The following is a 24,356-nucleotide window of genomic DNA, read 5'->3' on the forward strand; positions in this document are numbered from 1 at the left end:
CTGTCCCATGCAGTCTAGGGGGGTTGGCTGATCGACTTTCCGAAGGGCTCCCCGATGTCGACCGTGCTTCCCGGTGCTCCCTCCCTGCAACTGCGTGTCCCGACCGACGAGGACGCGCTGGCCTGGCACCGCGCCTTCGACGACCCCGAGGTGATGAAGTTCTTCGGCGGCGTGCCGGAGGAGATCTCGCTGTACGAGGAGTTGACCGCCAGGCAGCGCCGGTTCGACGCCGAGCTCGGCTACTGCCTGTGGACGGTCCTGGGCGAGGACGGGGAGGTGGCCGGGTTCGCCGGCGCGCAGCCCTGGCCCCGGGACTTCGGTCCGGTCGGCGAGATCGAGATCGGCTGGCGGCTGGCCCGCTCCGCCTGGGGCCGGGGGTACGCCACCGCCGCGGCGCGCCTCACGCTGGAGCGGCTGCGGGCGGCCGGGGTGGAGCGGGTGGTGGCGGTGATCGACGTGGCCAACGAGCGGTCGATCGCGGTGGCCCGGCGCCTGGGCATGGAGCGGGCGGAGACCTTCTCGACGTCGCGGCCGGGCCAGGAAGCGGTCTGCTACCGGCTCACGTTGACGGACGAGGCGCGGGCACAGGCGTAGGCGTCCACGGTGTCGGCCGGCCTTCGTTCCGGGGCCCGGGCCGACGCCGTGAACGCCCTGCTCGGTCGGTGTCGTCGAGGGGCCGGGCGGACAGCGGGATGTCGAAGTTCCGCGGGGCGTCCGGCCTGTCGGCGAACCGTTGCCTCAGAGGCGTACGCCCCGGTGCAGGGCCACCACGCCGCCGGTGAGGTTGCGCCAGGCGACCTTCGACCAGCCGGCCCGCTGGAGCGCGGCCGCGAGCCCCGGCTGGTCGGGCCAGGAGCGGATGGACTCGGCGAGGTACACGTACGCGTCCGGGTTGGACGACACGGCGCGCGCGACCGGCGGCAGTGCCCGCATCAGGTACTCGGTGTAGACGGTGCGGAACGGCGCCCAGGTCGGCTGCGAGAACTCGCAGATCACCACCCGTCCGCCCGGCCTGGTCACCCGGTACAGCTCGCGCAGCGCCGCCTCGGTGTCCTGGACGTTGCGCAGCCCGAAGGAGATCGTCACCGCGTCGAAGGTCTCGTCGCGGAACGGCAGCCGGGTCGCGTCGCCCGCGGTGAACGGCAGCCAGGAGTTGCGCTTCTTGCCCTCCTGGAGCATGCCGAGGGAGAAGTCGCACGGCACGACGTACGCGCCCGTCGCGGCGAAGGGCAGCGAGGAGGTGGCCGTGCCCGCGGCCAGGTCGAGGATCTTCTCCGCGGGGCGGGCGTGCACCGCCTTCGCGACCTCCTTGCGCCACAGCCTGGCCTGGCCGAGGGACAGCACGTCGTTGGTGAGGTCGTAGTTCGCCGCCACGCCGTCGAACATCTCGGCGACTTCGTGCGGCTGCTTGTCCAGGGAAGCTCGGGTCACCCACCCATTCAAGCAGCCCGCTCCCCGCGGCCCGGCCCCGGTGGTGGGTCGGGCCCGGACCGGTACCCGGGCGGACTGAACCGATCACCCGCGCCGACGGTCAGTACAGGCAGGGGGCGCACCGCCGCCGGGAGCCAGGGGGGAGCCCAGATGTCCGCACGAGGTGCACGCACGGGGGCCGGGCAGGGGCCGGGTGGCCGCCGAGGACGGCTGCTGGGCGCCGCCGTGCCGGTCGCGGTGATCTGTGCCGCCGTCGTGCTGGGGCCCCGGTGGAACACCGACGCCGACGACCGGGCGGCGGCCTCCGGCGCGTCGGGGGCGCCCACCTCGTCCGCGGGCCCGGCGGCCACCGGTACGTTCACCGTCGCCCGGGGCGGCGCGGACGGCTCCGGCGGGCGCGGGAGCAAGGCGTACCGGGTCGAGGTGGAGGACGGTTCGGGCGTGGACCCGGACCGGGCCGCCGCCGAGATCGCCGGGATCCTGGCCGCGCCCCGGGGCTGGTCGCACCACGGCGAGCACCGCTTCCACCGGGTCTCCTCGGGCCCGGCCGGGCTCGTCATCCGTATCGCCACCCCGGCGACCACCGACGCCGTCTGCGGGAAGAGCGGCCTCGACACCCACGGCGAGGTCAACTGCCGGGTCGGCACCGACGTCATGGTGAACCTGAAGCGCTGGCAGCGGGGTTCGCCCGAGTTCCACGGGCCGCTCGCCGAGTACCGGGCCCTGATCGTCAACCACGAGGTCGGCCACTGGCTGGGCCACGGCCACGAGACGTGCCCGGGCCCCGGACGTCCCGCCCCCGCGATGATGCAGCAGATCTACGGGCTGAAGGGGTGCGTCGCCAACGCCTGGCCGTACGGCGCCGACGGCCGCTACCTGGGCGGCCCCGCCGTGCCGTAGCCGGACGCACCCGGGGGTTCAGCCCCGGCGGAAGACCAGCCGTCCGCCGAGCACCGTCGCCACACAGCTCCCGGCGCCCCCGGCGTACAGCGCGGCCAGGTCGGGTACGCCGAACACCGCGAGGTCGGCGGGCCCGCCCGCGGTGAGGCCCGACGCGAAGACCCCGTCCTCCGCACCGGCGGCCAGCGGGTCGAGGAGGGCCGGTGCGGCGGCCGGTCCGGGCGGGTACGCGCGCAGCCCCGAGCGGGCGACGGCGGTGCGCACGGCGGGGCGCGTGAACGGGCCGCGCACGGCGGTCGTGCCGTGCCGCAGCATCCGTTGCAGGCCACGCCGGGCGCTGGCGCCCCAGCGGGCGTCGTCCATCCCGAGCGCGGCGAGGGCGGTGCCGGTGACCGGTTCGGTGCCGAGCTCGTCGGCCTCGCGCGGGTCGGGGTGGTAGGCGGCCTCCAGCAGTGCCGGGGCGGCCGCGTTGAGCAGCCCCGGGGTGATCAGCCCGGACCACCGCCGGACCCGGGCCCCCGGGTGCGCGGCGGTCAGCTCCTGAAACGCACCGACGGCCAGGACCGCGGAGCCCTCCACGACCACGGCGTCCGCGTCCGCCGGTACGCCGCCGCCCGGCCCGCCGTGCACCGCGTCGGCGGCGTGCACCGTCAGCACGGCCGCCGCCTCAGTTGGCGTCGAGGAGCTTCAGCTCCGGGTGGGCGGTGCCGCCCTCCAGCGCGGTGGAGGAGATGTGCGAGACCACCCGGTCGTCGACCGGGTCGTTGGCCGGGTCGTCGTGCACGACGAGGTGCTCGTACGTGGTGGCGCGCTGGGCCGGGACGCGGTCCGCCCGGCGGATCAGGTCGATGATCTCCAGCCGGTTGGAGCGGTGCTTGGCCCCGGCGGAGGAAACGACGTTCTCCTCCAGCATGATCGAGCCGAGGTCGTCGGCGCCGTAGTGCAGCGACAGCTGGCCGACCTCCTTGCCGGTGGTCAGCCAGGAGCCCTGGATGTGGGCGACGTTGTCCAGGAAGATCCGGGCGATGGCGATCATCCGCAGGTACTCGAAGAGCGTGGCCTGCGTCTGCCCCTTCAGCTTGTTGTTCTCCGGCTGGTACGTGTACGGGATGAAGGCGCGGAAGCCGCCGGTGCGGTCCTGCACGTCGCGGATCATCCGCAGGTGCTCGATGCGTTCGGCGTTGGTCTCGCCGGTGCCCATGAGCATGGTGGAGGTGGACTCGACACCGAGCCGGTGGGCGATCTCCATGATCTCCAGCCAGCGCTCGCCGGACTCCTTCAGCGGGGCGATCGCGGTGCGCGGCCGGGCGGGCAGCAGCTCGGCACCGGCACCGGCGAAGGAGTCGAGACCGGCGGCGTGGATCCGCTGGACGGCCTCCTCGACGGAGACCTTGGAGATCCGGGCCATGTGCTCGACCTCGGAGGCGCCCAGCGAGTGGATCACCAGCTGGGGGAACGCCTTCTTGATCGCGGAGAAGTGCTTCTCGTAGTACTCGACGCCGTAGTCCGGGTGGTGGCCGCCCTGGAACATGATCTGCGTGCCGCCCAGCTCGACGGTCTCCGCGCAGCGGCGCAGGATGTCGTCCAGGTCGCGGGTCCAGCCCTTGGCGGTGTCCTTCGGCGCGGCGTAGAAGGCGCAGAACTTGCAGGCCGTGACGCACACGTTCGTGTAGTTGATGTTGCGCTCGATGATGTACGTCGCGATGTGCTCCGTACCGGCGTAACGGCGGCGGCGCACGGCGTCGGCGGCCGCGCCCAGCGCGTGCAGCGGCGCCGAGCGGTAGAGGTCGAGCGCCTCCTCGGGAGTGATCCGGCCGCCCTCGGCGGCTCGGTCGAGGATGGGCTGGAGGTCGGCCTTCTCGGTCACCGGGCGTCACCTTTCGGCGGTTTTTGAGCGGATCCACGGACCGGCTCAGCGTACGCCAGCCGTCTTCGGGCTCAGTCGTCGGACCTGCTGAGCGTGGCGTACGGGAGTCCGGCGTCGCGTTCCTCGGACCGGAAGCGCAGGGTGCCGTCGGCGGCCCGGGTGAAGTGCACGTCGGTGGTGGTGGAGGTGCACAGGCCCGGGGTGCTGGGCCGGTCCGGGTCGACGCGCTCGCGGAGCTTCAGCTCCTGCGCGGTGCCGGAGGTGAGGCTGGCGACGCTGTTGCAGCGGACCGTGAGGCCGAGGCTGCTGATCTCGGTGGTCATGCGGACCACGTCCTCGCCCCGCTTCCCCGCGGTGAAGACGGCGGTGAGCATGCCGTGCGCCTGGCCGGTGGTCTTCTCGGTGACCGGCCCCTTCCAGGTGCCGACGAACTCCTTCGGCAGCTCGCCGACCTCCTCCGGGCCCGCGGTCGCGGCGGGCGGGGTGGCGGCCTCCCCGCCGTGCCCGGCGTCGGAGTGGGTGCTGCCGCCCGGGAACAGGTCGAGGAGGAACGCGCCGCCCACGGTCACCGCCGCGAGCGCGCCCGCCACCGCGAGGGCGACGGTGCAGCTCACCCTCCGGCGTCGGCCCGGGCCCCCGTCCCCGTCCCGGTCCCGGCCCACCCCGACGGTGAGAGCGCCGTGGGCCTCGCGCCCGCGCGGTCCGGGCAGCCCGGACGCACCGCCGCGCGGCGCCGCGCGGAGACTCCCCGACGTGCCGTAACCGCTCGCCGTCCCACCCGGCCCGCCGCCCGTGCCGGGGTCCGCCGGCCACGAGGGCAGTACGCCCGGGTGGGTCAGCCGGGTCGGGTCGTGGGTGGGGAACGGCCTGGCCGGCGAGCCGAACCCGCCGCCCACGCCGCTGGTCCCGGTCGCGCCGCCCCCGTCGCTCTGCGTGGTGCCCGGCCCCCAGGCCGCGCCGCTGAACGGCACCGGCCCCGACTGCACCGGCGTGTCCTGCGGCTCCAGGTCCAGCAGCGCCACCGCGGTCCGGCTGACCTCGCGCTCCACCGGGCCGGGCAGCCAGCCGGCCGTCACCAGCGCGGCGGCCCCGTCCGGCGCCAGCCGCCGGGCCAGCTCCCGGGGCGTGGGCCGGTCCCCGGGCTCCTTCTCCAGGCACCCGGCGACGACCTCCAGCAGATCCCCGGTCAGCTCCCCCAGCTCCGGCTCCTCGTGCACCACCTTGTAGAGGAGCACCGCCGAGGAGTCGCCGAGGAAGGGGGCGCTGCCGGTCGCCGCGTACGCGAGTACCGCGCCGAGCGAGAAGACGTCGGCCGCGCCCGAGATGTCGGTGCCCCGGATCTGTTCCGGGGCCATGTAGCCGGGCGAGCCGACCGAGACCCCGGTCGAGGTGAGCGAGGCGGTGGCACCGAGCGCGCGGGCGATCCCGAAGTCGATCAGCCGGGGGCCGTCCAGGGCCAGCAGTACGTTGGACGGCTTCACGTCGCGGTGGATGACGCCCTGCTCGTGGACGGCGGCCAGCGCCTCGCCGAGCCCCGCCCCCAGGGTCCGTACCGCGCTCTCGGGCAGCGGCCCGTGCTCCTGGATCGCGTCGGAGAGCGGCGGACCCGCCACATAGCCGGTGGCGACCCACGGAATGGGCGCGTCCGGGTCCGCGTCCAGCACGGGGGCCGTCCACTGCGCGCCGATCCGCCGCGCCGCGTCCACCTCGCGCCGGAACCGGGCGCGGAACTGCTCGTCGAGTGCGAAATGCGGGTGCACGACCTTGACCGCGACGGTGCGTCCGCCCGCGCTGCGCCCCAGATAGACCCGTCCCATGCCGCCCGCACCGAGTCTGCCGAGCAGTCGGTAGGCACCGACGGTCAGCGGTTCGCCGGCTTCCAGCGGCTGCATATGTGGACTCCCCTGCTGTACCGGCCCGACCTCCGACCGAAGCCTAGGGGGCGAAGGTCATCGGGTCCCAGGGGAAACCATCCGCCTATTTCGCCCCCAAGGGAACGAAGAACAACTTTCGGCACAACAAAAGGCGCGAATGAGTCGTTCACCCGAGCGATTCCACGCCAGGGCCCCGACCTGGCCCAGACCTGTCCGGGAATCGGTTATTCATCGCTTATTCGTCCGAATCCAGGCGGACCGGCGGAAGGAACACCGCAGAGCGCGGGGCACGACGGAAGGAACACCGGACGACCGGGCGGGCGACAGAAGGAACGCCGGGGAGAACACCCGGAAGAACGCCCGGGAGAACACCGGAAGGACGGCGCGGGATAAGCGGCCGGGAAAGTTCGGAATTCACCCATCCCCCGCCTTTGGGGCACGCCTCGGGCCCCGCCCGGAGACACACCTCGGGCCCCTGTCCGGGCCGGACCCGTTTCGGTCCGGCCCGGACAGGGGCCCATGGCTCACGGCTCGTGGCGCGCGCTCCGCCGGGTCAGCCGCCGAGCAGCTCCACGTTCACATCGGCCGGGAAGCCGGTCGTGGGGCCGACCCGGCGGGCGAACTCCCGCACGCCCGCCAGCTGGTCCGGGCCGAAGCGGAAGTCCAGGGTGGTGAAGTACCGCTCCAGCACCTCGGAGTCGAACGCCTCCCAGCGCGCCGCCTGCTCCGCGACCTTGGTGACCTCCTCCAGCGAGAGGTCCCGCGAGGCCAGGAACGCCTCGTGCACCTTGGCGGCCTGCTCGGGCTCGCGCGCCAGGAAGTCCTTGCGGGCCGCCCAGACCGCGAAGACGAACGGCAGTCCCGTCCAGTCCTTCCACATCCGGCCCAGGTCGTGGACCTGGAGGCCGAGCCGGGGCGCGTCGTGCAGATTGGCGCGCAGCGCGGCGTCGCCGATGAGCACCGCGGCGTCCGCCTCCTGCATCATCAGGCCGAGGTCCGGCGGGCAGGTGTAGTAGTCGGGGGTGACCCCGTACCGCTCGGCCAGCAGCAGCTGGGCCAGGCGCACGGAGGTCCGCGAGGTCGAGCCGAGCGCCACCCGGGCCCGGTCGAGCCGGTCCAGCGGCACCTGCGACACGATCACGCACGACATGACGGGCCCGTCGCAGCCCACCGCGATGTCGGGGAAGGCGACCAGGTCGTCGGCGTTGCGCAGGAACTCGACCAGCGTGACGGGGCCGATGTCCAGATCGCCCTTGATCAGCTGCTCGCTGAGCTTCTCCGGGGTGTCCTTCGACAGCTCCAGGTCGAGCAGGGTCCCGGTCCGTGCCAGGCCCCAGTAGAGGGGAAGGCAGTTCAGGAACTGGATGTGGCCGACGCGCGGCCGGCTGCGGCGGTCGTCGCCTGCGACGGCCGAGACGGTTGAGACGGTTGAATTGTCCACATCGCGAGGCTAGACCTGTGGCACGAAACCGACGGCACCGGGGGCTCGGGACGCGCCCCGCGCCACCCCGAGGACGTTCCGGAGTCGGCCGGAAGCCGCCCGGAAGGGGCACTTCGTACGCCGCGAAGTCACCCGTGCGACACCCTCCCGTACGCCCACTTCAAGGGCGCGCGGAGGGGCCAATCAAACATCCGGGTGAAGTGATCTTTCCCTCTACCGTTCGATACACGCTGCGTGCTAGGCTCGACGCAAGTTGCAGTTTGGTTTCCCTTGCAGTACAGAGCCTGCGGAGCATGTAACCCGCAGGCTTTTGTAGTTTTCAGACTTCTATGCAGGTTCTGGAGCAGGGCAACCCTTTGGCCCAAGGAGGGCTTATGGCTACCGGAACCGTCAAGTGGTTCAACGCTGAAAAGGGCTTCGGCTTCATCGCCCAGGACGGCGGCGGCCCGGATGTCTTCGTCCACTACTCCGCGATCAACGCGTCCGGGTTCCGCTCCCTCGAGGAGAACCAGGTCGTGAACTTCGACGTCACTCAGGGACCCAAGGGTCCGCAGGCTGAGAACGTCACCCCGGCCTAGTTGCCCGGGTCGGCCGATCGCGGCCGGCTAGTAGTACCCAAGGAGCCCCGCTCCTCCGCTTCGGCGGGGAACGGGGCTCCTGCCTTTTCACCCCTTGTTCCACCACCCGCTCCCCCGCCTTCCCGCCGCTTTTCCCGCGCCGTTCACGCGTCGGCCGGCCGGTGTTCCGTACGGCTTTCTCCGCCCCCTTTCCACCGCGTTCCCTTCTTCCGCCGCCGGGCCGTGCGAGGGCGGCGCTTGACCTTGACACCGTGTGAACCGGTGGACTCGGAGACGTCATGTTCACCATCGGAGACTTCGCCAGGTACGGGCGGGTATCGGCCCGGATGCTGCGTCATTACGACGCCATCGGGCTGCTGCACCCCGACCGCACCGACCCCGCCACCGGCTACCGCTTCTACGGAGCCGCCCAGCTCTCGCGCCTCAACCGCGTCATCGCTCTCAAGGATCTCGGCTTCACGCTTCAGCAGGTGCAGGCCATCCTCGACGAGCAGGTGGGGCCGGAGGAGCTGCGCGGAATGCTGCGGCTGCGCCGGGCCGAGCTGGAGGAGGCCATGCGGGCGGCGGCCGCCCGGCTGGCGCAGGTCGAGGCGAGGCTCCGGTCGATCGAGAGCGAGGGACGCATGTCCACGAACGACGTCGTCGTCAAGCAGGTCCCGGCGGTACGGGTCGCCGAGCTGTCCGGCATCGCGGCGAGCTACGGGCCGGAACACATCACGCCCGTGATCGGGCCGCTGTACGAGCGGCTGTTCCCCCTGCTCGGCGGCACCGGCGTCCGCCCGGGCGGACCGGGGATCGCGTACTACGAGGACGCCCCGGAGGGTGGCGGCGCGGTCGTCGTCCACGCGGGGGTCACGGTGTCCGCACCGGTGGGCCCGGTGGGCGACACCGGGATCACGGTGGTCGAGCTGCCCGCGTTCGAGGCGGCGACCATCGTCCACCACGGCTCGATGGACGGCGTGCTGCCGACCTCCCAGGCCCTGGCCCACTGGATCGACGCGAACGGTCACCGGTCCCTGGGGTACACCCGGGAGGTCAGCCTGGAGTGCCCCGAGGACAGGAGCCAGTGGGTGACGGAGCTCCAGGAGCCGATCACCGGGGCGTGACGCGGAGGGCGGGGCGGGGCTGCTCCCGCCTCCGCCACGTACCTCTCTAGAGGGTGCCGGCCGGGGCGGGAACCGGTGTGCCACCGGTGTTCCGGGCCTCGTCCCGGTCGTGCGCGACGATGCCCAGGATCTCGTCGGCGAGCTGCTGCGGGTGGGCGGTCCCCAGGGGCGTGCTCAGGCTGATCCAGGTGGAGTAGTGGACGGATCCTCCCGGGCCTGCCAGGCCGTCCGACTCCCTGACGACCGACCATTCCGAGTCGCCGCGGTGGAAGGTGTACTCGTCGTGGTCGGCGACGATCGTGATGTCGCAGCCGCACCCGAACCCCTCGTCGTCGTCCGGGTCGTACGCGCCGTCCTCGTGGCGGGTGTTCAGCGTCACGGTCCCGTCGTGCCGTCCGCCGAGCAGGGCCGCCACGGCCACCACGGTCCGGTGGACGTCGGCGGGCACCGGGGCCGAGCAGGGAGCGGCGTGCAGGGCACGCACCGTGGTGGAGGCGTGCCGGGCGATCTGTGCGTGGACCGCCTCGGACACCGAGCGCATCGCCTCCAGGGCGTCATCCAGGTCCGCCGACGGTCCGGCCTCGCCGCGCCCGGCGATCCGGCCGGTCGCCAGCGCGAGTTCCCGGAGCGCGTCGGCGCCGTGCCGGAGCTGGACGAGGAGTGCCGAGGCGACCGTCGCGGCGTCCCGCGTGGTGTAGAGGGACCAGGGGTCCGACAGGGTCCGGGCCACGGCCCCGGCGGTCTCCGCCGCCGCACAGGCCAGCTCCGTCGTTCCTTCGGGGTCGTGCACACCGTGCTCGACCGCGGCGCGCACCTCCGGGACGAGGTCGCCGTACCGGTCGGCGGCCTGCTCGTACAGGGCGCTCCACGGAGCGTCGTCGGGGCCGGCTGTCGGGGTCTGGTGGTGGGGCATGCCCGGGATCCTGTCAGAGCCGACGCGGCGTCGGGCCGTCCCGGAACCGGGTCCAGGGCGCCGCCGAGGGGGTGGGGCCCGGTCGCCCGTTCGGACATCGGCGTCGGCGGCGACGGGCGGAATTCACCCGAACCGATGACCCCGTCGGAAGAGTTGACGGTGGGTGCCTCACCGGGCTCCCGGCGGGCGGCCGGGAGGAGGTACCGGAAAGAAAGATGTGACACTTCCCGGGCGGAGTGTCACATCTTCTTTCCACCCTCCACACCTACCCCGCTACCGCCCGCCGCCGGGGCCCGGCCACAGGCCGTCGTCCGTGAGTCCCAGCAGGTCGATCGCGTTCCTCCGGACGATCCGGTCGACCACGTCAGCGTCCAGATGTCCCATCTGCGCCTCGCCGACCTCGCGGGACTTGGGCCAGGTGGAGTCGGAGTGCGGGTAGTCCGTCTCGTACAGGACGTTGCCGACGCCGATCGCGTCCAGGTTCCGCAGCCCGAAGGCGTCGTCGAAGAAACACCCGTAGACATGGTCGGCGAACAGCTCCGACGGCGGACGGTGCACCTTGTCGGCGACGCCGCCCCAGCCCCGGTTCTCCTCCCAGACCACGTCGGCGCGTTCCAGGATGTACGGGATCCAGCCGATCTGCCCCTCCGCGTACATGATCCGGAGGTTGGGGAACCGTTCGAACTTGCCGCTCATCAGCCAGTCGACCATGGAGAAGCAGCAGTTGGCGAAGGTGATCGTGGAACCGACCGCGGGCGGGGCGTCGGCCGAGGTGGACGGCATCTTCGAGGACGAGCCGATGTGCATCGCGATCACCGTCCCCGTCTCGTCACAGGCCCGCAGGAAGGGATCCCACTCGTCCGTGTGAATCGACGGGAGCCCCAGATGCGGGGGTATCTCCGAGAACGCCACGGCGCGTACCCCCCGTGCCGCGTTGCGCCGGACCTCCGCGGCGGCCAGTTCCGCGTCCCAGAGCGGGATCAGGGTGAGCGGGACGAGGCGGCCCCGCGCCTCGGGTCCGCACCACTCCTCGACCATCCAGTCGTTGTACGCGCGCACCCCGAGCAGCCCCAGTTCACGGTCGTTCGCTTCGGTGAAGGTCTGGCCGCAGAAGCGCGGGAAGGTGGGGAAGCAGAGCGCGGACTGGACGTGGTTGACGTCCATGTCGGCGAGCCGCTCCGGCACCGAGAACGAACCGGGACGCATCTGCTCGTAGGTGATGATCTCCAGCTTGATCTCGTCCCGGTCGTAGCCGACCGCGGTGTCGAGGCGGGTCAGCGGGCGGTGCAGGTCCTCGTACACCCACCAGTCGCCGACCGGCCCGTCGTCGCCCTTCTCCCCCATCACGGGCGCGAACTTTCCGCCCATGAAGGTCATTTCCTTCAGCGGGGCACGAACGATCCGCGGACCGCGGTCGAGGTACTTGGACGGGAGCCGGTCCCGCCAGACATGAGCGGGCTCCACCGTGTGGTCGTCCACCGAGATGATCTTCGGGAAGGTCTCCATGCCTTCCACGGTAGCGCTGATCTGACGAACCGTCAGCTCCCTGGACCGGACCCCGTCCGGAAACGGCGTCGAGGGCTTGCAGGGCTTGTGCAGAGAGCCACCCACTGCTGACGCGCCCGCCCCGGACAAGGCAGACTGTTGAGCGCGATACCAGCGGTACCGACCAATCCGGATCCACCCGCCCCCGACCGGCGCACGGGCGGGCACATCCAGGCGGACCGCGTCAGCGCGCAGGGCAGCACCGGCGGGGCGAGCAGGGCAGGGGGCGGCAATGGACCGTGACAACGAACCACGCGTTCCGGAACCACGTGTTCCGCAACAGCGGCAGGTGCACGGCGCCGATCTGCGGTTCGCCGTGCTCGGTCCGGTACGGGCCTGGCGCGGCGGCGAGGCCCTGTCCTCGGGCTCACCGCAGCAGCGGGCCCTGCTGGCGGCGCTGCTGCTGCGCGGTGGACGCACGGCCACCGCCGCCGAGCTGATCGACGCGATCTGGGGCGAGGAGCCGCCCTCGCAGGCGCTCGCCGCGATACGGACGTACGCCTCCCGGCTCCGCAAGGTCCTCGACCCGCAGACGCTGGTCAGCGACGCCGGCGGGTACGCGATCCGGGCCGGCCGGGACGGTCTCGACGTCGACGTCGTGCGCGACCTGGCGGCCGAGGCGGAGAAGGCCCGCGCGAACGGGGACCTCGGCCGGGCCAGGGTCCTGCTCGACGAGGCGCTCGGGCTGTGGGACGGCGAGGCCCTGGCCTCCGTGCCCGGCCCGTACGCGGAGAACCAGCGCACCCGGCTGGAGGAGTGGCGGCTCCAGCTCACCGAGACCCGGCTGGACCTGGACCTGGAGGTCGGCCACCACGCGGAGGCGGTCTCCGAGCTGACCGCGCTGACGGCCGCGCACCCGCTGCGGGAGCGGCTGCGCGAGCTCCTGATGATCGCCCTGTACCGCAGCGGCCGGCAGGCCGAGGCGCTGGCCGTCTACGCCGACACCCGGCGGCTGCTCTCCGAGGAACTGGGCGTGGACCCGCGCCCCGAGCTGGCCCAGCTCCAGCAGCGCATCCTGCGCGCCGACGAGGAGCTGGCCCGCTCCGCCGCCGCACCGGCCCCGGCGAGCGCGCCGGTACGGCCCGCCCAGCTCCCGGCCACCGTGCCGGACTTCACCGGCCGCGCCTCGTTCGTCCGCGAGCTGGGCGACCGGCTGGCGACCGCCGAGGGCTCCGTGATGGCCGTCTCGGCGCTGGCCGGCATCGGCGGCGTCGGCAAGACGACCCTCGCCGTGCACGTCGCCCACCAGGCCCGCCAGCACTTCCCGGACGGCCAGCTGTACGTGGACCTCCAGGGCGCCGGGGCGCGGGCCGCCGAGCCGGAGACCGTGCTCGGCGCGTTCCTGCGCGCCCTGGGCACCGCGGACTCGGCGATCCCCGACTCCCTGGACGAGCGCGCCGCGCTGTACCGCTCCACGCTCGACGGCCGCCGCGTCCTGATCCTCCTCGACAACGCCCACGACGCGGCCCAGGTCCGCCCGCTGCTGCCGGGCACCGCGGGGTGCGCGGCGCTGATCACCAGCCGGGTACGGATGGTCGACCTGGCCGGTTCGCATCTGGTCGACCTGGACGTGATGTCGCCGGAGGAGGCGCTCCAGCTCTTCACCCGGATCGTGGGCGAGGAGCGCATCACCTCGGAGCGCGACGCCGCCCTCGACGTGGTCGCCGCCTGCGGTTTCCTCCCGCTGGCCATCCGGATCGCCGCCTCCCGGCTGGCCGCCCGACGCACCTGGACGGTCTCCGTGCTGGCCGCCAAGCTCGCGGACGAGCGGCGCCGCCTGGACGAACTCCAGGCGGGCGACCTCGCGGTGAAGGCCACCTTCGAGCTGGGCTACGGCCAGCTGGAGCCCGCCCAGGCCCGCGCCTTCCGGCTCCTGGGCCTGGCGGACGGCCCGGACATCTCACTGGCCGCCGCGGCCGCCCTGCTCGACCTGGAGGCCCACACGGCGGAGGACCTCCTGGAGGCCCTGGTCGACACCAGCCTCCTGGAGTCCGCGGCGCCCGGCCGGTACCGCTACCACGACCTGGTGCGCCTCTACGCGCGCTCCTGCGCGGAACGGGACGAACAGGGCCCGGACGAGCGCGAGTCGGCGCTCTCCCGGCTGCTGGACTTCTACCTGGCGACGGCGGCGGGCGTGTACGCGCTGGAGCGGCCGGGGGACCGTACCGTCGCCCATCTGGAACGCACGGAGTCCCGGGGCCTGTCGTTCGCCGACCACGGCAAGGCACTGGACTGGCTCTACTCCGAGGCCAGTTCCCTGTTGTCCTGTGCCCAGCAGTCGGTGACCCCGCAGACCATACGACGGAGCGTGGACCTCCTTCTGGCCTGCAAGGACCTCGCCGAGTCCGGCGCCAACTCACGCCAGTTCGAGTCCGCCGCCACCGCGGTGACCGATGCCGCGGTGGTGGCGAACGATCCGCGCTCGGAGGCCCGTGCGCGGACGACTCTCGCGCAGGTGCACAGCACCGCCGGCCGTTTCGACGAGGCCGAGAAGGAAGCCCGCCGGGCCATGGACCTGGCACCTTCGACGGACGACGTGTGGACCCGCTGCAACGCCCTCAACGAACTCGGGATCATCGCCGGATACCGGAACCGGTTCGACGAGGCGGAGGCCCTGCTCCGGCAGACCGTCGCCGCGTTCCGGGCCGACGCGAACCAGCCCGGCGAGGCGAGCGCCCTGTGCAACCTGTCCCGGATCCTGCTCGCCGTCGGGCAGACCACGAGCGCGGTGGAACTGGCCAGCGAAGGGGTGGCCCTCTACAACCGCATGGGTCTCACCCTCCGTCTGGCCAACGGCCGTTACGCCCTGGGGATCGCCCTGGCACGCGCGGGCCGGTCGGACGAGGCACAGGAGAGGCTGGTCGAAGCGCTGTCCGTCTTCCGGGACAGCCGTCAGAAGCTCTGGGAGGGGATGACCCTCTTCCGGCTGGCCGAGATCCATCTCGACGCCGGACGTTCCGCACAATCTGCGGGGCTCGCCGAGCAAGCCCTGACGGTTCTGCTGCACGTGGGGGGAGAATGGCGTCGCGCCAATGTGCTGACGACGCTCGGGAAAGCCCTTCAGGGCATAGGGCAGGAGGGCCGGGCGCGGGCCTGCTGGCGTGAGGCGCTGTCCGTCTTCGACCACCTGCGGGCGCCCGAGGCCGACGTCGCCCGTCGGCTGCTGTCCTCCTCGGCGGGCTCCAGGACCCCCTGACGGGCGTTCATCATTCGTTTATCTCCCAGGGGCACCCTCGTACCTGTCGATGCGTCGCGTCGGGGGGCAGACGGATCGACAGGGGGACCGCGCACTAAGGTGAACGGCTCTGAACAGCCCGCCCGGCAGTCCACGGGGGAACAGCCGGGCGGGCTTGGCCGACCGTCCATGTACCTGAGCAATGGAGTTCACGAGATGAGCGACGAGAAGAAGATCACGGTGCCGAAGCAGGCGCCGGGCACCACGGGGGACATCAAGCCCACGGACAGCCACATGACCGGCGAGCCCAAGATCAAGCCCATGGACAGCCACATGACCGGCGAGCCCGAGATCAAGCCCATGGACAGCCACATGACCGGGGCCGACCCCCGCTAGTTCTTCATGTGACGGGGAGCGGCCGCGGCGGCGCGGAGGGGGAGCCGTCGCGATCGCCGCACAGCGCGGACGCGCCACGGGGGACGTGGGCGCGCCGCGCACCGGAAGAGGGGTACGGGCTGGGGGCCCGTACCCCTCTTCGCGTGTGCCGGCCGGTTCAGGGGCGGCGCGCGCGGAGTTCGCCCTTCAGGACCTTGCCGCTCGCGTTGCGGGGGAGGTCGGGGACGAACTCGACGGCGCGCGGGACCTTGTAGTTCGCCATCTCGCGGCGGGACCAGGCGATCAGGTCGTCGGCGGTGAGCGTGGCGCCGGGCCGGCGGACCGCGTACGCCTTGCCGACCTCGCCCAGGCGGGGGTCCGGGACGCCGATGACGGCGACGTCGGCCACGTCCGGGTGGAGGCCGAGGAGCTGTTCGATCTCGGCCGGGTACGCGTTGAAGCCGCCGACGATGAACATGTCCTTGATCCGGTCGGTGATCCTCAGGTTGCCGTGCTCGTCGAGTACGCCGACGTCACCGGTGCGCAGCCAGCCGTCCGGGGTGATCGCGGCGGCCGTGGTGTCCGGGTCCTCGAAGTAGCCGCCCATCACGTGGAAGCCCCGGACCAGGATCTCGCCGGGATGGCCCGGTTCGGCCAGCACCCGGACCTCCGTGCCCGGGATCGCCCGGCCCGAGGTGGCGGCGATGGTCTCCGCCGGGTCGCCGCGCCGGCACATGGTGACGATGCCGCTCGCCTCGGAGAGGCCGTACGCGGTGAGGACCGTGGAGACCCGCAGCTCCGTGCGGAGCCGTTCCACCAGCCGCAGCGGGACCACCGCCGCGCCCGTCACCACCAGGCGGAGGGCGGAGAGGTCGTGGGCGTCCCGGGCCGGGTGGTCCAGCAGGGACTGGTGGAGGGTGGGCGGGCCGGGCAGCACCGAGATCCGTTCCGCGGCGATGTTGGCCAGGGCGGTGTCCACGTTGAACACCGGCTGCGGGACCATCGTGGCGCCCCGCATCAGGCAGGCGAGGACGCCCGCCTTGTAGCCGAAGGTGTGGAAGAAGGGGTTCACGATCAGATAGCGGTCGCCCTCGCGCAGGCCCGCGAGTTCGCTCCAGATCGCGTAGCAGCGGAGCGTCTGGGCGTGGGTGATGGCCGCGCCCTTGGGGCGGCCCGTGGTGCCCGAGGTGTAGATGATGTCGGAGAGGTCCGAGGGGGCGAGGGTCCCGGCCCTGGCCCGGACCGCCTCCGTCGGCACGGCCTCCCCCGCCGCCAGGAAGTCCTTCCAGGTGAGGTAGTCGTCGGGGGCGGTGTCGGCCAGCACCACCACCTTCTCCAGGTGCGGGAGCTCGGCCTCGGCCCGGCGCAGTGACGCCACGTACGAGGTGCCGAGGAAGGTGCCCGTGACGAAGAGGAGCTTCGCCCGGCTGCGGTCGAGGACGTACGCCGCCTCCGTGCCCTTGAAGCGGGTGTTGAGGGGGACGAGGACCGCGCCCGCCGTGACGGCCCCGAGCGCGGAGACGATCCAGTCCAGGGTGTTGGGGGCCCAGACCGCGACCCGGTCCCCCGGCTCGACGCCCGAGGCCAGGCACGCGGCGGCGGCCCGCTCCACCCGCTCGCCCAGCTCGGCGTAGGAGACCCGGACGCGCCCCTCGACGACCGCCTCCCGGTCCCCGTACCGGCGCGCCGCCGCCTGAACCAGCTCCGGGATGGTGCCCCACTCCTCGTCGCCGCGCATCGCTCGCCCTCCCTGACGCAGTAGCTGACTATCCGTCAGATTAGCTGTAGCCTCTGCCGCTGTCAGCAGTCATGACGGCCTGGGAGGTGGCGGTGGCGGCACTCAAGGACGCGACGGCGATAGCCGGAATTGGGCAGACGGCCTTCGCGAAACAACTGCCGGAATCCGAGAAGACCTTGGCCTGCCGGGCCATCGTCGCGGCGCTCGACGACGCGGGCATCCCCGCGTCCGAGGTGGACGGGTTCGCCTCGTACACGATGGAGGAGACCGACGAGGTCGAGATCGCCAAGGCCATCGGCGCCGGCGACGTGACCTTCTTCAGCAAGGTGGGGTACGGGGGCGGCGGCTCCTGCGCGACCATCGCCCATCTGGCCGCCGCGGTGGCGACCGGGCAGGCGAGCGTGGGCGTCGCCTGGCGGTCGCGGAAGCGGGGCTCGGGGCCCCGGCCCTGGAAGAACACCACCGCGCAACTGCCCACCCCGGCGCAGTGGACCCGCCCGTACGGGCTGCTGCGGCCGGCCGACGAGATCGGGATGCTGGCCCGCCGGTACATGCACGAGTACGGGGCCACCCGCGACCACCTCTTCAACGTCGCCCTCGCCTGCCGCAACCGCGCCAACCAGAACCCGGACGCGATGATGTACGAGCGGCCGCTGACCCGCGACATGTATATGACCTCGCGCTGGATCAGCGAACCGCTCTGCCTCTTCGACAACTGCCTGGAGACGGACGGCGCGCTGGCCTGCGTGATCGTCTCGGCCGAGCGGGCCCGGGACTGCCGGCAGAAGCCCGTGTACATCCACTCCGTCGCGCAGGGGCTGCCCGCCCAGCACCACGGGATGGTCAACTACTGGAACGACGACCCGCTCTCCGGCCCCGCCTGGACGGCCGCCCGGCAGCTGTGGAAGCAGGCCGACTTCGGGCCCGGGGACGTGGACGTGGCCCAGATCTACGACGCGTTCACCCCGCTCATCCCGCTCTCCCTGGAGGGGTACGGCTTCTGCGGGCGCGGCGAGGGCGCGGCGTTCACCGAGGGCGGGGCGCTGGAGAGCGGCGGGCGGCTGCCCATCAACACCGGCGGCGGCGGGCTGAGCGAGGCGTACGTGCACGGCTTCAACCTGATCACCGAGGGCGTGAAGCAGCTGCGCGGCGTCTCCACCGCCCAGGTCCCGGACGCCGGGACGTGCCTGGTCACCGCCGGTGAGGGTGTGCCCACCTCCGCCGTACTGCTGAGGAGCTGAGGAGTCGTCATGGCAACGGAGACGGACGGGCTGCTGACGCCCGTGGTGGACGAGGACGGCGCGCCGTTCTGGGAGTACGCGGCCCGCAGCGAGCTGCGGGTGCAGGCCTGCGCCGACGAGGGGTGCCGCAAGCTCCGGTTCCCGCCCCGGCCGTGCTGCCCGCACTGCCAGTCCTTCGACAGCGAGTGGCGGCGGATGAGCGGGCGGGGCCGGATCTGGTCGTACGTGCTGCCGCATCCGCCGCTGCTGCCCGCGTACGCGGCCCAGGCCCCGTACAACGCGGTGGTGGTGGAGTTGGCGGAGGCCCCGTCGATCCGGCTGGTCGGGAACGTGGTGAGCGGGCCGGACGCCCCGCTGGACTCGGTCGACCCGGCGCGGCTGCGGATCGGCGCGACGGTGCGGGCGGTGTTCTGCCCGGACGCCTCCGGGCGGACGCTGGTGCGCTGGCTGCTGGAGCGGTGAGCGTCGATGACGCTGCGCACCGAGACGGACAAGGCGACCGGGGTCGCGCTCGTCACCCTGGACCGGCCGGAGCGGCTGAACGCGATCGACCTGGCCACGGCGGGTGAACTGGCGGCGGCCTGGCAGGCGTTCCGGCACGACGACACGGTGCGGGCGGTGGTCCTGACCGGGGCGGGCGGGCGGGCGTTCTGCACCGGGATCGACCGGGACGCCGAGGTGCCGCAGCCCTCCTCCCCGTACACGATCGACGATCCGCTGCTGGCGGTCGGGCCGAAGGCGAACGATCTGTGGAAGCCGGTGGTCGCGGCGGTGGAGGGGATGGCCTGCGGCGGGGCGTTCTACCTGCTGGGCGAGGCGGAGTTCGTGATCGCGTCGCAGGACGCGACGTTCTTCGACCCGCACACCGCGTACGGCATGGTCAGCGCGTACGAGTCGATCGCGATGGCGCAGCGGATGCCGTTCGGGGAGGTGGCCCGGATGGCGCTGATGGGGACGGCCGAACGGGTCTCGGCCCGGCGGGCGTACGAGACCGGGCTGGTCAGCGAGGTGACGGAGCCGGGCGGCGCGGTGGAGGCGGCGCTGCGGGCGGCCGGGGTGATCGCCGGGTACTCGACGGAGGCGGTGCAGGGGACAGTGCGGGCGGTGTGGTCCGCGCGGGAGGCGGCCCGGACGCAGGCCATGGCCCACGCCCCGCATCTGATCGCGCTCGGGAACCTGCCGCCGGAGCGGCAGGCAGAGCTGTTCCGGGGCCGGGGTCGGGAGCGGGGCGAGGGCCGGGGCTCCGGTTCGTTCCGGATCCGCTGACCGGGGCCGCGACGGCGAAGGCCCGTCCCGCCCCCGCTGACCGGGCGGGGGCGGAACGGGCCGGGGCCGTGAACGGGCCGGGACGACGGGTCAGTAGGTCATCTCGGCGTCGGCCCGGCACTTCCTCACCTGGGCGGCCTTGCCCGGGTGGTCCATCCGTACGTCGATCTCCACGACGTCGCCGCCCTCGGCGTCCTGGTACGCGGTGCCGGTGTCGACGGTCCTGCCCCGGGCGTCGAGGAAGTCCACCTCGATCTCGTAGCTGTGCGAACCGGTGGTGCCGGCCGTGAGGCTGACGGTGGAGAAGGTGGCCGCCTTGCCCTTGCGCTTGTTCTTACTCCTGCTCCTGCTCTCGCCGGGACCGGCGCAGCGGACGACGGAGACCAGGGGTGCGTCGCTGGTGGTGGGGCTCGGGGTCTCCGTCGCGTAGTCGGTGTTGTCCGAGGACCCGCTCGACGATCCGTAGTCGTCATCGTCGTAGTCGCTGCGGTAGCCGTTGTTGCTCTTCTTGGAGTTGGAGCAGCCGCCACCACTGCTGCTCGAACCGTGGCTCTTGCTCTTGCTCTTGCCCGAACCGCCGCGTCCGTGGCCGGACGTGGAGAAACCGGTGAGTGCGAGTACTACCGCGATCAGTACCGCGGACAGCTTGACATGCCGCATCATCGATGCAGCCCCCCTTGCGCTGTTGCCCTGATGTGCACTTGTCGAACGACCGTGCGTCACGCTAGCGCACGGTGGCGGGGTGGGGCGGGCGGGCGTAGCGTCGTGCCGAGAGCGGTGCAGTGCCGTGACACCGGTCCGTGCACGCGGGAGGCCGAGATGATCCGCGCAGTCCTCGGCCCGGTCATCGCTCTCACCGGAGCGGCGGCCGCCGTGCTGAGCCCCTTCCGTGACTGGTACGACGGTCGCCCCGGGCGCGAGTACCGGGTCGGCGAGCTGTTCACCCATGTCACCGCCGGGCGGCCGGAGCCGCTGGGGTCGATGCTGCTCGTTTTCCTCTGCGCCGTTCTGCTGGCGGTGCTCGGGGTGGCGCTGCGCTCGCGGTGGACGGTGGGTGCGGCGGGGTTCCTGGTGCTGGGGTTCACCGTGCTGTGGATGGTGCGTCAGGGGCAGGCGGCGGGCAGCCTGGCGGTCGCGGGGGACGGCTCGGGGCTGGGGTGGGGCGTGGCCGGGGCGCTGGTGGGCGGAGTGCTGATGGTGGTGGGGGCGGTGGTGATGCCGGGGCGGCGGAGGCCGGCGGGCGCGGAGGCCGAGGAGCTGTTCACGGCGCCGGACGCGCGGCATCCGGACACCTGGCCGCCGACGCAGGAGCCGGGGCCCTCGGTGCAGACGAGCACGCTGCCGGAGCCCGAACCGGAGCTGTACACGGGGCCGGACCCGCAGGACGGACCCCGTACCCCGCCGGACGGGCCAAACACATCGGGCCCGAAGCCGGGCCCGGAGGACGAGCGCGGTCCCGGGGCGTAGGAAACACGCCCCGGGGCGGTGTCACACCCGGGCCCGGTTGCCGGTTCCCGTGCCCTTCAGCGCGTCCAGCGCGTACACGCAGCGGTCCTTGCTGCACGCGTACACGACGCCGCCCTGTGCCACGGGCGAGCCGGTGATCTCGCCGCCCGTCGCCAGTTTCCAGCGGAGCTGGCCGCCCACCGCGTCCAGGGTGTAGAGGACGTGGTCGGCGGAGCCGAAGTGGACCCGGCCGTCGGCGACCACCGGGGAGCCGACCACCTCGCCGCCCGCCGCGAACCGCCACTTCGGGGTGCCGGTGACCGCGTCGAGGGTGTAGAGCGCGCTGCCGCTGCCGACGTGCACGTTCCCGGCGGCGACCAGGACCGGCTCGGCCGACTGGCGGGCCTCCGTGGCGATCCGCCAGCGGTCCTTGCCGGTCGAGGCGTCGAGCGCGTACACCGTGCCCAGGTAGTCGGCGAGGTAGACGCCACCGCCGGTGACGGCCGGGCCGGGGGCGAACGCGGGCGGCGAGAGGAAGACCGCGGGCGACTCGAAGTGCCAGCGCACGTGCCCGGAGACGGTGTCCACGGCGAGGACCCGGGCCCCGGCGCTGACGTAGACGAAACCGTCCGGCGCCGGGGTCAGCCGGACCGGCACCCCGCCGCAGGAGGCGGCGTCGCCGATCGGGTAGGACCAGCGCTCGATGCCGGTGCGGGCGTCGACGGCGCGCAGCCTGGCGTCCTGCCAGAGGAAGACCGTGCCGTCGTGGATGACCGGCCCGGCCTCGGGCGTCTCGAAGTCGGTCTGTACGCCGGTGGCCTCCCACAGCTTCTCGCCGGTGGCGGCCTCCCAGGCCTGGACGCCGCCGCCCCGGGTGCCGGTGACGACCGTGCCCCGGTCGGCCTTGAGTGCGTAGACCCAGGCGTCCGTCTGGAGCCGCCAGCGCTCGGTGCCGGTCGCCGCGTCCAGGGCGTAGAGCGAGGGCCCGTCGGAGGCGTGGATGCGGCCGCCCTCGACGGCCATCACCCAGGCCACGTCACGGGTCTTGAACTGGCGCCGCCCGTTGCCGACGTCCAGGGCGTGCACCTCGAAGGACGTGACGTAGAGGAGGTCGCCGGAGACGACCGGGGTGCCCCAGACGTCGTTGGACATCCGGAAACGCCAGGGGCGCCAGCGGTCCGGGCCCGGCGGGGGCTCGACCGGCCGGCCGGGGGCGGGTACGGGGGCGGCGGCCGGAGCGGCGGCCGTCACCCCGGCGGGCGGGCGGACCCAGCCGGTCGCGTGCCCCGCCTCGCCGGGGGCGGTGGTCCGGACGTCCTGGGCGCGCGGGCCGGGGCCGATCGGCACCTTGGCGCCGGGCAGCCGGACCGGGCCGCCCGGGTCGGGGCGGTGCGCCGGGACGGCGACGGAGGGGCGCGGGTCGACGCGCGGCGGCGCCTGGGGCGGCGGCGGGACCGGGGCGGGCGGGGCCGGCGGGGCGGGCTTCCGGCCGCCCCGGCGCTGCTCGATCATCGCCGTGGCGGAGCCCGGCAGCCAGGCGGAGGCCGTACCGCTGTCGTCGCCGCCGGAGGCGAAGAGGTGCGGGGCCAGCTGGGCCTGGAGGTCGGCGGGGGTGGGGCGCAGCCCGGCGTCCATCTGCATGCAGGACTCGATGAGCGGCCGCAGCTCCTCGGGCAGCCCCGCCAGGTCGGGGCCCTCGCGCAGCAGCATGAAGACCGTCTCGACGGGGTTGCCGCCGTGGTACGGGGCGTGGCCGGTGGCGGCGAAGGCGAGCGTGGAACCGAGCGAGAAGATGTCGCTGGCGCCGGTGACACTGCGCGAGTCCCTGGCCTGTTCGGGCGACATGTAGGCGGGGGTGCCCACGGCGACGTTGGTCATGGTCAGCCGGGTGTTGGAGACGCCGGAGGCGATCCCGAAGTCGATCACCCGGGGGCCGTCCTCGACGACGAGCACGTTCGACGGCTTCATGTCGCGGTGGACGAGCCCGGCTCCGTGGATCGACTGGAGGGCCTCGGCGATCCCGGCGGCCAGCCAGCGGACCGCCTGGGCGGGCATGGGGCCGCACTCGGTCACTATCTCTTCCAGCGAGGGCGCCGGTACGTAGGCGGTGGCCAGCCACGGCACGGCGGCGCGCGGGTCGGCGTCCACCACCGCGGCCGTGTAGAAACCGCTGACGGCGCGGGCGGCCTCCACCTCGCGCGTGAACCGGACCCGGAACAGCTGGTCCTCGGCGAGCTCGGTACGGACCGTCTTGATCGCCACCCGCCGGCCGGAGGCCGAGCGGGCGAGATAGACCAGGCCCATGCCGCCGGCACCGAGCCGGCCCAGCACCTCGAACGGGCCGATCCGCCTCGGGTCGTGCTGCGTCAGCTGCTCCACCACTTGCCCTGCCACCTCCCCGTACGGGCCTCAGTAGAAGAGGCCCGCGAACACCCGCCCTGTACGGCGTCTCACCACTGGGCACCACCCGGCGGTGCGCACCCCCGATTCTTCCTGGCTGAGGCCGCGGTTGCGAACCCGGGGGCGGATCGGGGTGTCACAGCTCACTCTGCCCCTTCTCGGACACAGGGGGCTGAAGTACGGCGAAAACGGCCCCCTGATCGTCCTGGAGCACCGCCATCCGCCCGTGCGGGATGTCGAAGGGCGGCGCGGAGATCCGGCCACCCAGACGGACGGTGTGCCCGGCCGTGCGGTTGCAGTCCTCGACGGCGAAGTAGGTGAGGAAGTAGCTGGGCATCTCCGCAGGGAAGGCGTCGGTGATGACGCTGCGGCCGCCGATCGCGGTGTCCGGGCCGGGTTCGGTTCCGGCCGGGGACCACATGCGGAAGTCGAGACCCGATTCGGCCGTTCCGGGGTCGTCCATATCCGTACCCCGGTAGCCGAAGACGGCCTCGTAGAAGGCGTCCACCTCGTCCCTGCGGCGGGTGTAGACCTCGGTCCAGCAGAAGGAGCCGGGCTCGTTCCGCTTCTCGAAGCCCGCGCGGTCACCGGCCTGCCAGAGCCCGAAGACCGCGCCGCCGGGGTCGGCCGCCTGGGCGAGCACCCCGGCCCGGCCCGCCGGGACGGGCCCGGTGACCACCTGGCCGCCCGCCGCCCTGATCCGGGCGGTGTCGGCCGCGATGTCGTCGGTGGCGAAGTAGATCTCCCAGCCGGTCGGCATCCGCCCGTCCTGCTTGGCGGAGAGCGCGCCGACGAGCCGGCCGCCGCTGTAGGCGTCCGCGTACGGGCCCTCGCCCGCCCGGAAGGTCCAGCCGAACAGCTCGCCGTAGAAGCGCTTGCCCGCCTCCAGGTCAGGAAGGCGCGCATCCACCCAGCAGGGCACGGATGGTGCGAATACGGCCATGGGTCCGGGTCCTTCCGTGATCCGTCACGCGCGACGCGCACCAGTGACGCTCGTCACAGTCAACGTAGCCGGAGTGCGCGTGGCGCGCGCACCGACCTGGCCACATCGGACATATCT

The 24,356-nt window shown here is 72.9% G+C and carries 21 protein-coding genes; 10 read left to right on the top strand and 11 right to left on the bottom strand.

Features of this window, described 5'->3' with window-relative positions; all coding sequences use genetic code 11:
* Window positions 1-54: 54 nt before the first annotated feature.
* Window positions 55-594, top strand: coding sequence for a GNAT family N-acetyltransferase (locus ACIQGQ_RS03320; RefSeq protein ID WP_402389966.1), 540 nt, complete (start codon window positions 55-57; stop codon window positions 592-594).
* Between the two features lie 144 nt (window positions 595-738).
* Here ACIQGQ_RS03320 and ACIQGQ_RS03325 read toward each other — a convergent pair whose 3' ends face one another.
* On the bottom strand, window positions 739-1,431 hold the full coding sequence (locus ACIQGQ_RS03325) for a demethylmenaquinone methyltransferase (protein WP_402389968.1): 693 nt from the start codon (window positions 1,429-1,431) through the stop codon (window positions 739-741).
* A gap of 150 nt (window positions 1,432-1,581) precedes the next feature.
* Between ACIQGQ_RS03325 and ACIQGQ_RS03330 the strand changes: the two genes are divergently transcribed.
* Window positions 1,582-2,331, top strand: coding sequence for a DUF3152 domain-containing protein (locus ACIQGQ_RS03330; protein ID WP_402389970.1), 750 nt, complete (start codon window positions 1,582-1,584; stop codon window positions 2,329-2,331).
* 18 nt (window positions 2,332-2,349) lie between these two features.
* Here ACIQGQ_RS03330 and ACIQGQ_RS03335 read toward each other — a convergent pair whose 3' ends face one another.
* From ACIQGQ_RS03335 to ACIQGQ_RS03350, 4 genes are all read right to left on the bottom strand, one after another.
* Complete coding sequence (locus ACIQGQ_RS03335; RefSeq protein ID WP_402389973.1) at window positions 2,350-2,988, bottom strand: imidazolonepropionase-like domain-containing protein; 639 nt, start codon at window positions 2,986-2,988, stop codon at window positions 2,350-2,352.
* Window positions 2,989-2,998: 10 nt separating this feature from the next.
* The gene (gene mqnC / locus ACIQGQ_RS03340) at window positions 2,999-4,198 is read right to left on the bottom strand and encodes a cyclic dehypoxanthinyl futalosine synthase (protein WP_352275985.1); all 1,200 of its coding nucleotides are present in this window, start codon (window positions 4,196-4,198) and stop codon (window positions 2,999-3,001) included.
* 71 nt (window positions 4,199-4,269) lie between these two features.
* The gene (locus tag ACIQGQ_RS03345) at window positions 4,270-6,090 is read right to left on the bottom strand and encodes a serine/threonine-protein kinase (RefSeq protein ID WP_402389976.1); all 1,821 of its coding nucleotides are present in this window, start codon (window positions 6,088-6,090) and stop codon (window positions 4,270-4,272) included.
* Between the two features lie 535 nt (window positions 6,091-6,625).
* Window positions 6,626-7,513 carry a menaquinone biosynthetic enzyme MqnA/MqnD family protein gene (locus ACIQGQ_RS03350; RefSeq protein ID WP_402389978.1) on the bottom strand — a complete coding sequence of 296 codons (888 nt, stop codon included), beginning with the start codon at window positions 7,511-7,513 and terminating at the stop codon, window positions 6,626-6,628.
* A gap of 374 nt (window positions 7,514-7,887) precedes the next feature.
* On the opposite strand from ACIQGQ_RS03350, the gene ACIQGQ_RS03355 reads away from it, so the two are divergent.
* Together ACIQGQ_RS03355 and ACIQGQ_RS03360 are read left to right on the top strand one after the other, a co-directional pair.
* Window positions 7,888-8,091 carry a cold-shock protein gene (locus tag ACIQGQ_RS03355; protein ID WP_003967102.1) on the top strand — a complete coding sequence of 68 codons (204 nt, stop codon included), beginning with the start codon at window positions 7,888-7,890 and terminating at the stop codon, window positions 8,089-8,091.
* A 278-nt stretch (window positions 8,092-8,369) separates the two neighbouring features.
* Window positions 8,370-9,197: a MerR family transcriptional regulator gene (locus ACIQGQ_RS03360; RefSeq protein WP_402389981.1), complete on the top strand. Its 828-nt coding sequence runs from the start codon at window positions 8,370-8,372 to the stop codon at window positions 9,195-9,197.
* Window positions 9,198-9,243: 46 nt separating this feature from the next.
* On the opposite strand, the gene ACIQGQ_RS03365 is transcribed toward ACIQGQ_RS03360, so the two are convergent.
* Both ACIQGQ_RS03365 and ACIQGQ_RS03370 read right to left on the bottom strand, forming a co-directional pair.
* Entirely contained in the window at window positions 9,244-10,110 is an 867-nt protein-coding gene (locus tag ACIQGQ_RS03365) for a hypothetical protein (protein WP_402389983.1), read from the bottom strand.
* A 273-nt stretch (window positions 10,111-10,383) separates the two neighbouring features.
* Window positions 10,384-11,616, bottom strand: coding sequence for an amidohydrolase family protein (locus ACIQGQ_RS03370; RefSeq protein ID WP_402389986.1), 1,233 nt, complete (start codon window positions 11,614-11,616; stop codon window positions 10,384-10,386).
* Between the two features lie 271 nt (window positions 11,617-11,887).
* On the opposite strand from ACIQGQ_RS03370, the gene ACIQGQ_RS03375 reads away from it, so the two are divergent.
* The gene (locus ACIQGQ_RS03375) at window positions 11,888-14,851 is read left to right on the top strand and encodes a BTAD domain-containing putative transcriptional regulator (protein WP_402389988.1); all 2,964 of its coding nucleotides are present in this window, start codon (window positions 11,888-11,890) and stop codon (window positions 14,849-14,851) included.
* A gap of 195 nt (window positions 14,852-15,046) precedes the next feature.
* A complete protein-coding gene (locus tag ACIQGQ_RS03380; RefSeq protein ID WP_402389991.1) occupies window positions 15,047-15,226 on the top strand; it encodes a hypothetical protein in 180 nt (59 codons plus the stop codon).
* Window positions 15,227-15,383: 157 nt separating this feature from the next.
* On the opposite strand, the gene ACIQGQ_RS03385 is transcribed toward ACIQGQ_RS03380, so the two are convergent.
* On the bottom strand, window positions 15,384-16,943 hold the full coding sequence (locus tag ACIQGQ_RS03385) for a FadD3 family acyl-CoA ligase (RefSeq protein ID WP_402389994.1): 1,560 nt from the start codon (window positions 16,941-16,943) through the stop codon (window positions 15,384-15,386).
* 71 nt (window positions 16,944-17,014) lie between these two features.
* Here ACIQGQ_RS03385 and ACIQGQ_RS03390 point away from each other — a divergent pair, with 71 nt between their 5' ends.
* From ACIQGQ_RS03390 to ACIQGQ_RS03400, 3 genes are read left to right on the top strand one after another with little or no spacing between them, the layout of a single operon-like run.
* Window positions 17,015-18,184: a lipid-transfer protein gene (locus ACIQGQ_RS03390; RefSeq protein ID WP_402389997.1), complete on the top strand. Its 1,170-nt coding sequence runs from the start codon at window positions 17,015-17,017 to the stop codon at window positions 18,182-18,184.
* A 9-nt stretch (window positions 18,185-18,193) separates the two neighbouring features.
* Window positions 18,194-18,646, top strand: a complete 453-nt coding sequence (locus ACIQGQ_RS03395; RefSeq protein ID WP_366294958.1) for an OB-fold domain-containing protein — start codon at window positions 18,194-18,196, stop codon at window positions 18,644-18,646.
* Between the two features lie 6 nt (window positions 18,647-18,652).
* Window positions 18,653-19,450, top strand: a complete 798-nt coding sequence (locus tag ACIQGQ_RS03400; protein ID WP_402389999.1) for an enoyl-CoA hydratase/isomerase family protein — start codon at window positions 18,653-18,655, stop codon at window positions 19,448-19,450.
* Between the two features lie 90 nt (window positions 19,451-19,540).
* On the opposite strand, the gene ACIQGQ_RS03405 is transcribed toward ACIQGQ_RS03400, so the two are convergent.
* Window positions 19,541-20,113 (bottom strand): hypothetical protein, encoded by a 573-nt coding sequence (locus tag ACIQGQ_RS03405; RefSeq protein ID WP_402390002.1) that lies wholly within the window; start codon window positions 20,111-20,113, stop codon window positions 19,541-19,543.
* Between the two features lie 156 nt (window positions 20,114-20,269).
* On the opposite strand from ACIQGQ_RS03405, the gene ACIQGQ_RS03410 reads away from it, so the two are divergent.
* Window positions 20,270-20,917, top strand: a complete 648-nt coding sequence (locus ACIQGQ_RS03410) for a hypothetical protein (protein WP_402390004.1) — start codon at window positions 20,270-20,272, stop codon at window positions 20,915-20,917.
* A gap of 21 nt (window positions 20,918-20,938) precedes the next feature.
* Here the strand turns inward: ACIQGQ_RS03410 and ACIQGQ_RS03415 are convergent, their stop codons facing one another.
* Entirely contained in the window at window positions 20,939-23,278 is a 2,340-nt protein-coding gene (locus ACIQGQ_RS03415; RefSeq protein ID WP_402390007.1) for a PQQ-binding-like beta-propeller repeat protein, read from the bottom strand.
* Between the two features lie 154 nt (window positions 23,279-23,432).
* Window positions 23,433-24,239: a VOC family protein gene (locus ACIQGQ_RS03420; RefSeq protein ID WP_402390010.1), complete on the bottom strand. Its 807-nt coding sequence runs from the start codon at window positions 24,237-24,239 to the stop codon at window positions 23,433-23,435.
* Window positions 24,240-24,356 lie beyond the last annotated feature (117 nt).

It is taken from the genome of Streptomyces sp. NPDC092952, assembly GCF_044754785.1.
Taxonomy (GTDB): domain Bacteria; phylum Actinomycetota; class Actinomycetes; order Streptomycetales; family Streptomycetaceae; genus Streptomyces.

Coding starts and splice junctions, on each gene's coding strand:
- ACIQGQ_RS03320 (WP_402389966.1), top strand. CDS start 55: ATGTCGACCGTGCTTCCCGGTGCTCCCTCCCTGCAACTGCGTGTCCCG.
- ACIQGQ_RS03330 (WP_402389970.1), top strand. CDS start 1,582: ATGTCCGCACGAGGTGCACGCACGGGGGCCGGGCAGGGGCCGGGTGGC.
- ACIQGQ_RS03345 (WP_402389976.1), bottom strand. CDS start 6,090: ATGCAGCCGCTGGAAGCCGGCGAACCGCTGACCGTCGGTGCCTACCGA.
- ACIQGQ_RS03355 (WP_003967102.1), top strand. CDS start 7,888: ATGGCTACCGGAACCGTCAAGTGGTTCAACGCTGAAAAGGGCTTCGGC.
- ACIQGQ_RS03360 (WP_402389981.1), top strand. CDS start 8,370: ATGTTCACCATCGGAGACTTCGCCAGGTACGGGCGGGTATCGGCCCGG.
- ACIQGQ_RS03365 (WP_402389983.1), bottom strand. CDS start 10,110: ATGCCCCACCACCAGACCCCGACAGCCGGCCCCGACGACGCTCCGTGG.
- ACIQGQ_RS03370 (WP_402389986.1), bottom strand. CDS start 11,616: ATGGAGACCTTCCCGAAGATCATCTCGGTGGACGACCACACGGTGGAG.
- ACIQGQ_RS03375 (WP_402389988.1), top strand. CDS start 11,888: ATGGACCGTGACAACGAACCACGCGTTCCGGAACCACGTGTTCCGCAA.
- ACIQGQ_RS03380 (WP_402389991.1), top strand. CDS start 15,047: ATGAGCGACGAGAAGAAGATCACGGTGCCGAAGCAGGCGCCGGGCACC.
- ACIQGQ_RS03385 (WP_402389994.1), bottom strand. CDS start 16,943: ATGCGCGGCGACGAGGAGTGGGGCACCATCCCGGAGCTGGTTCAGGCG.
- ACIQGQ_RS03390 (WP_402389997.1), top strand. CDS start 17,015: ATGACGGCCTGGGAGGTGGCGGTGGCGGCACTCAAGGACGCGACGGCG.
- ACIQGQ_RS03395 (WP_366294958.1), top strand. CDS start 18,194: ATGGCAACGGAGACGGACGGGCTGCTGACGCCCGTGGTGGACGAGGAC.
- ACIQGQ_RS03400 (WP_402389999.1), top strand. CDS start 18,653: ATGACGCTGCGCACCGAGACGGACAAGGCGACCGGGGTCGCGCTCGTC.
- ACIQGQ_RS03405 (WP_402390002.1), bottom strand. CDS start 20,113: ATGATGCGGCATGTCAAGCTGTCCGCGGTACTGATCGCGGTAGTACTC.
- ACIQGQ_RS03410 (WP_402390004.1), top strand. CDS start 20,270: ATGATCCGCGCAGTCCTCGGCCCGGTCATCGCTCTCACCGGAGCGGCG.
- ACIQGQ_RS03420 (WP_402390010.1), bottom strand. CDS start 24,239: ATGGCCGTATTCGCACCATCCGTGCCCTGCTGGGTGGATGCGCGCCTT.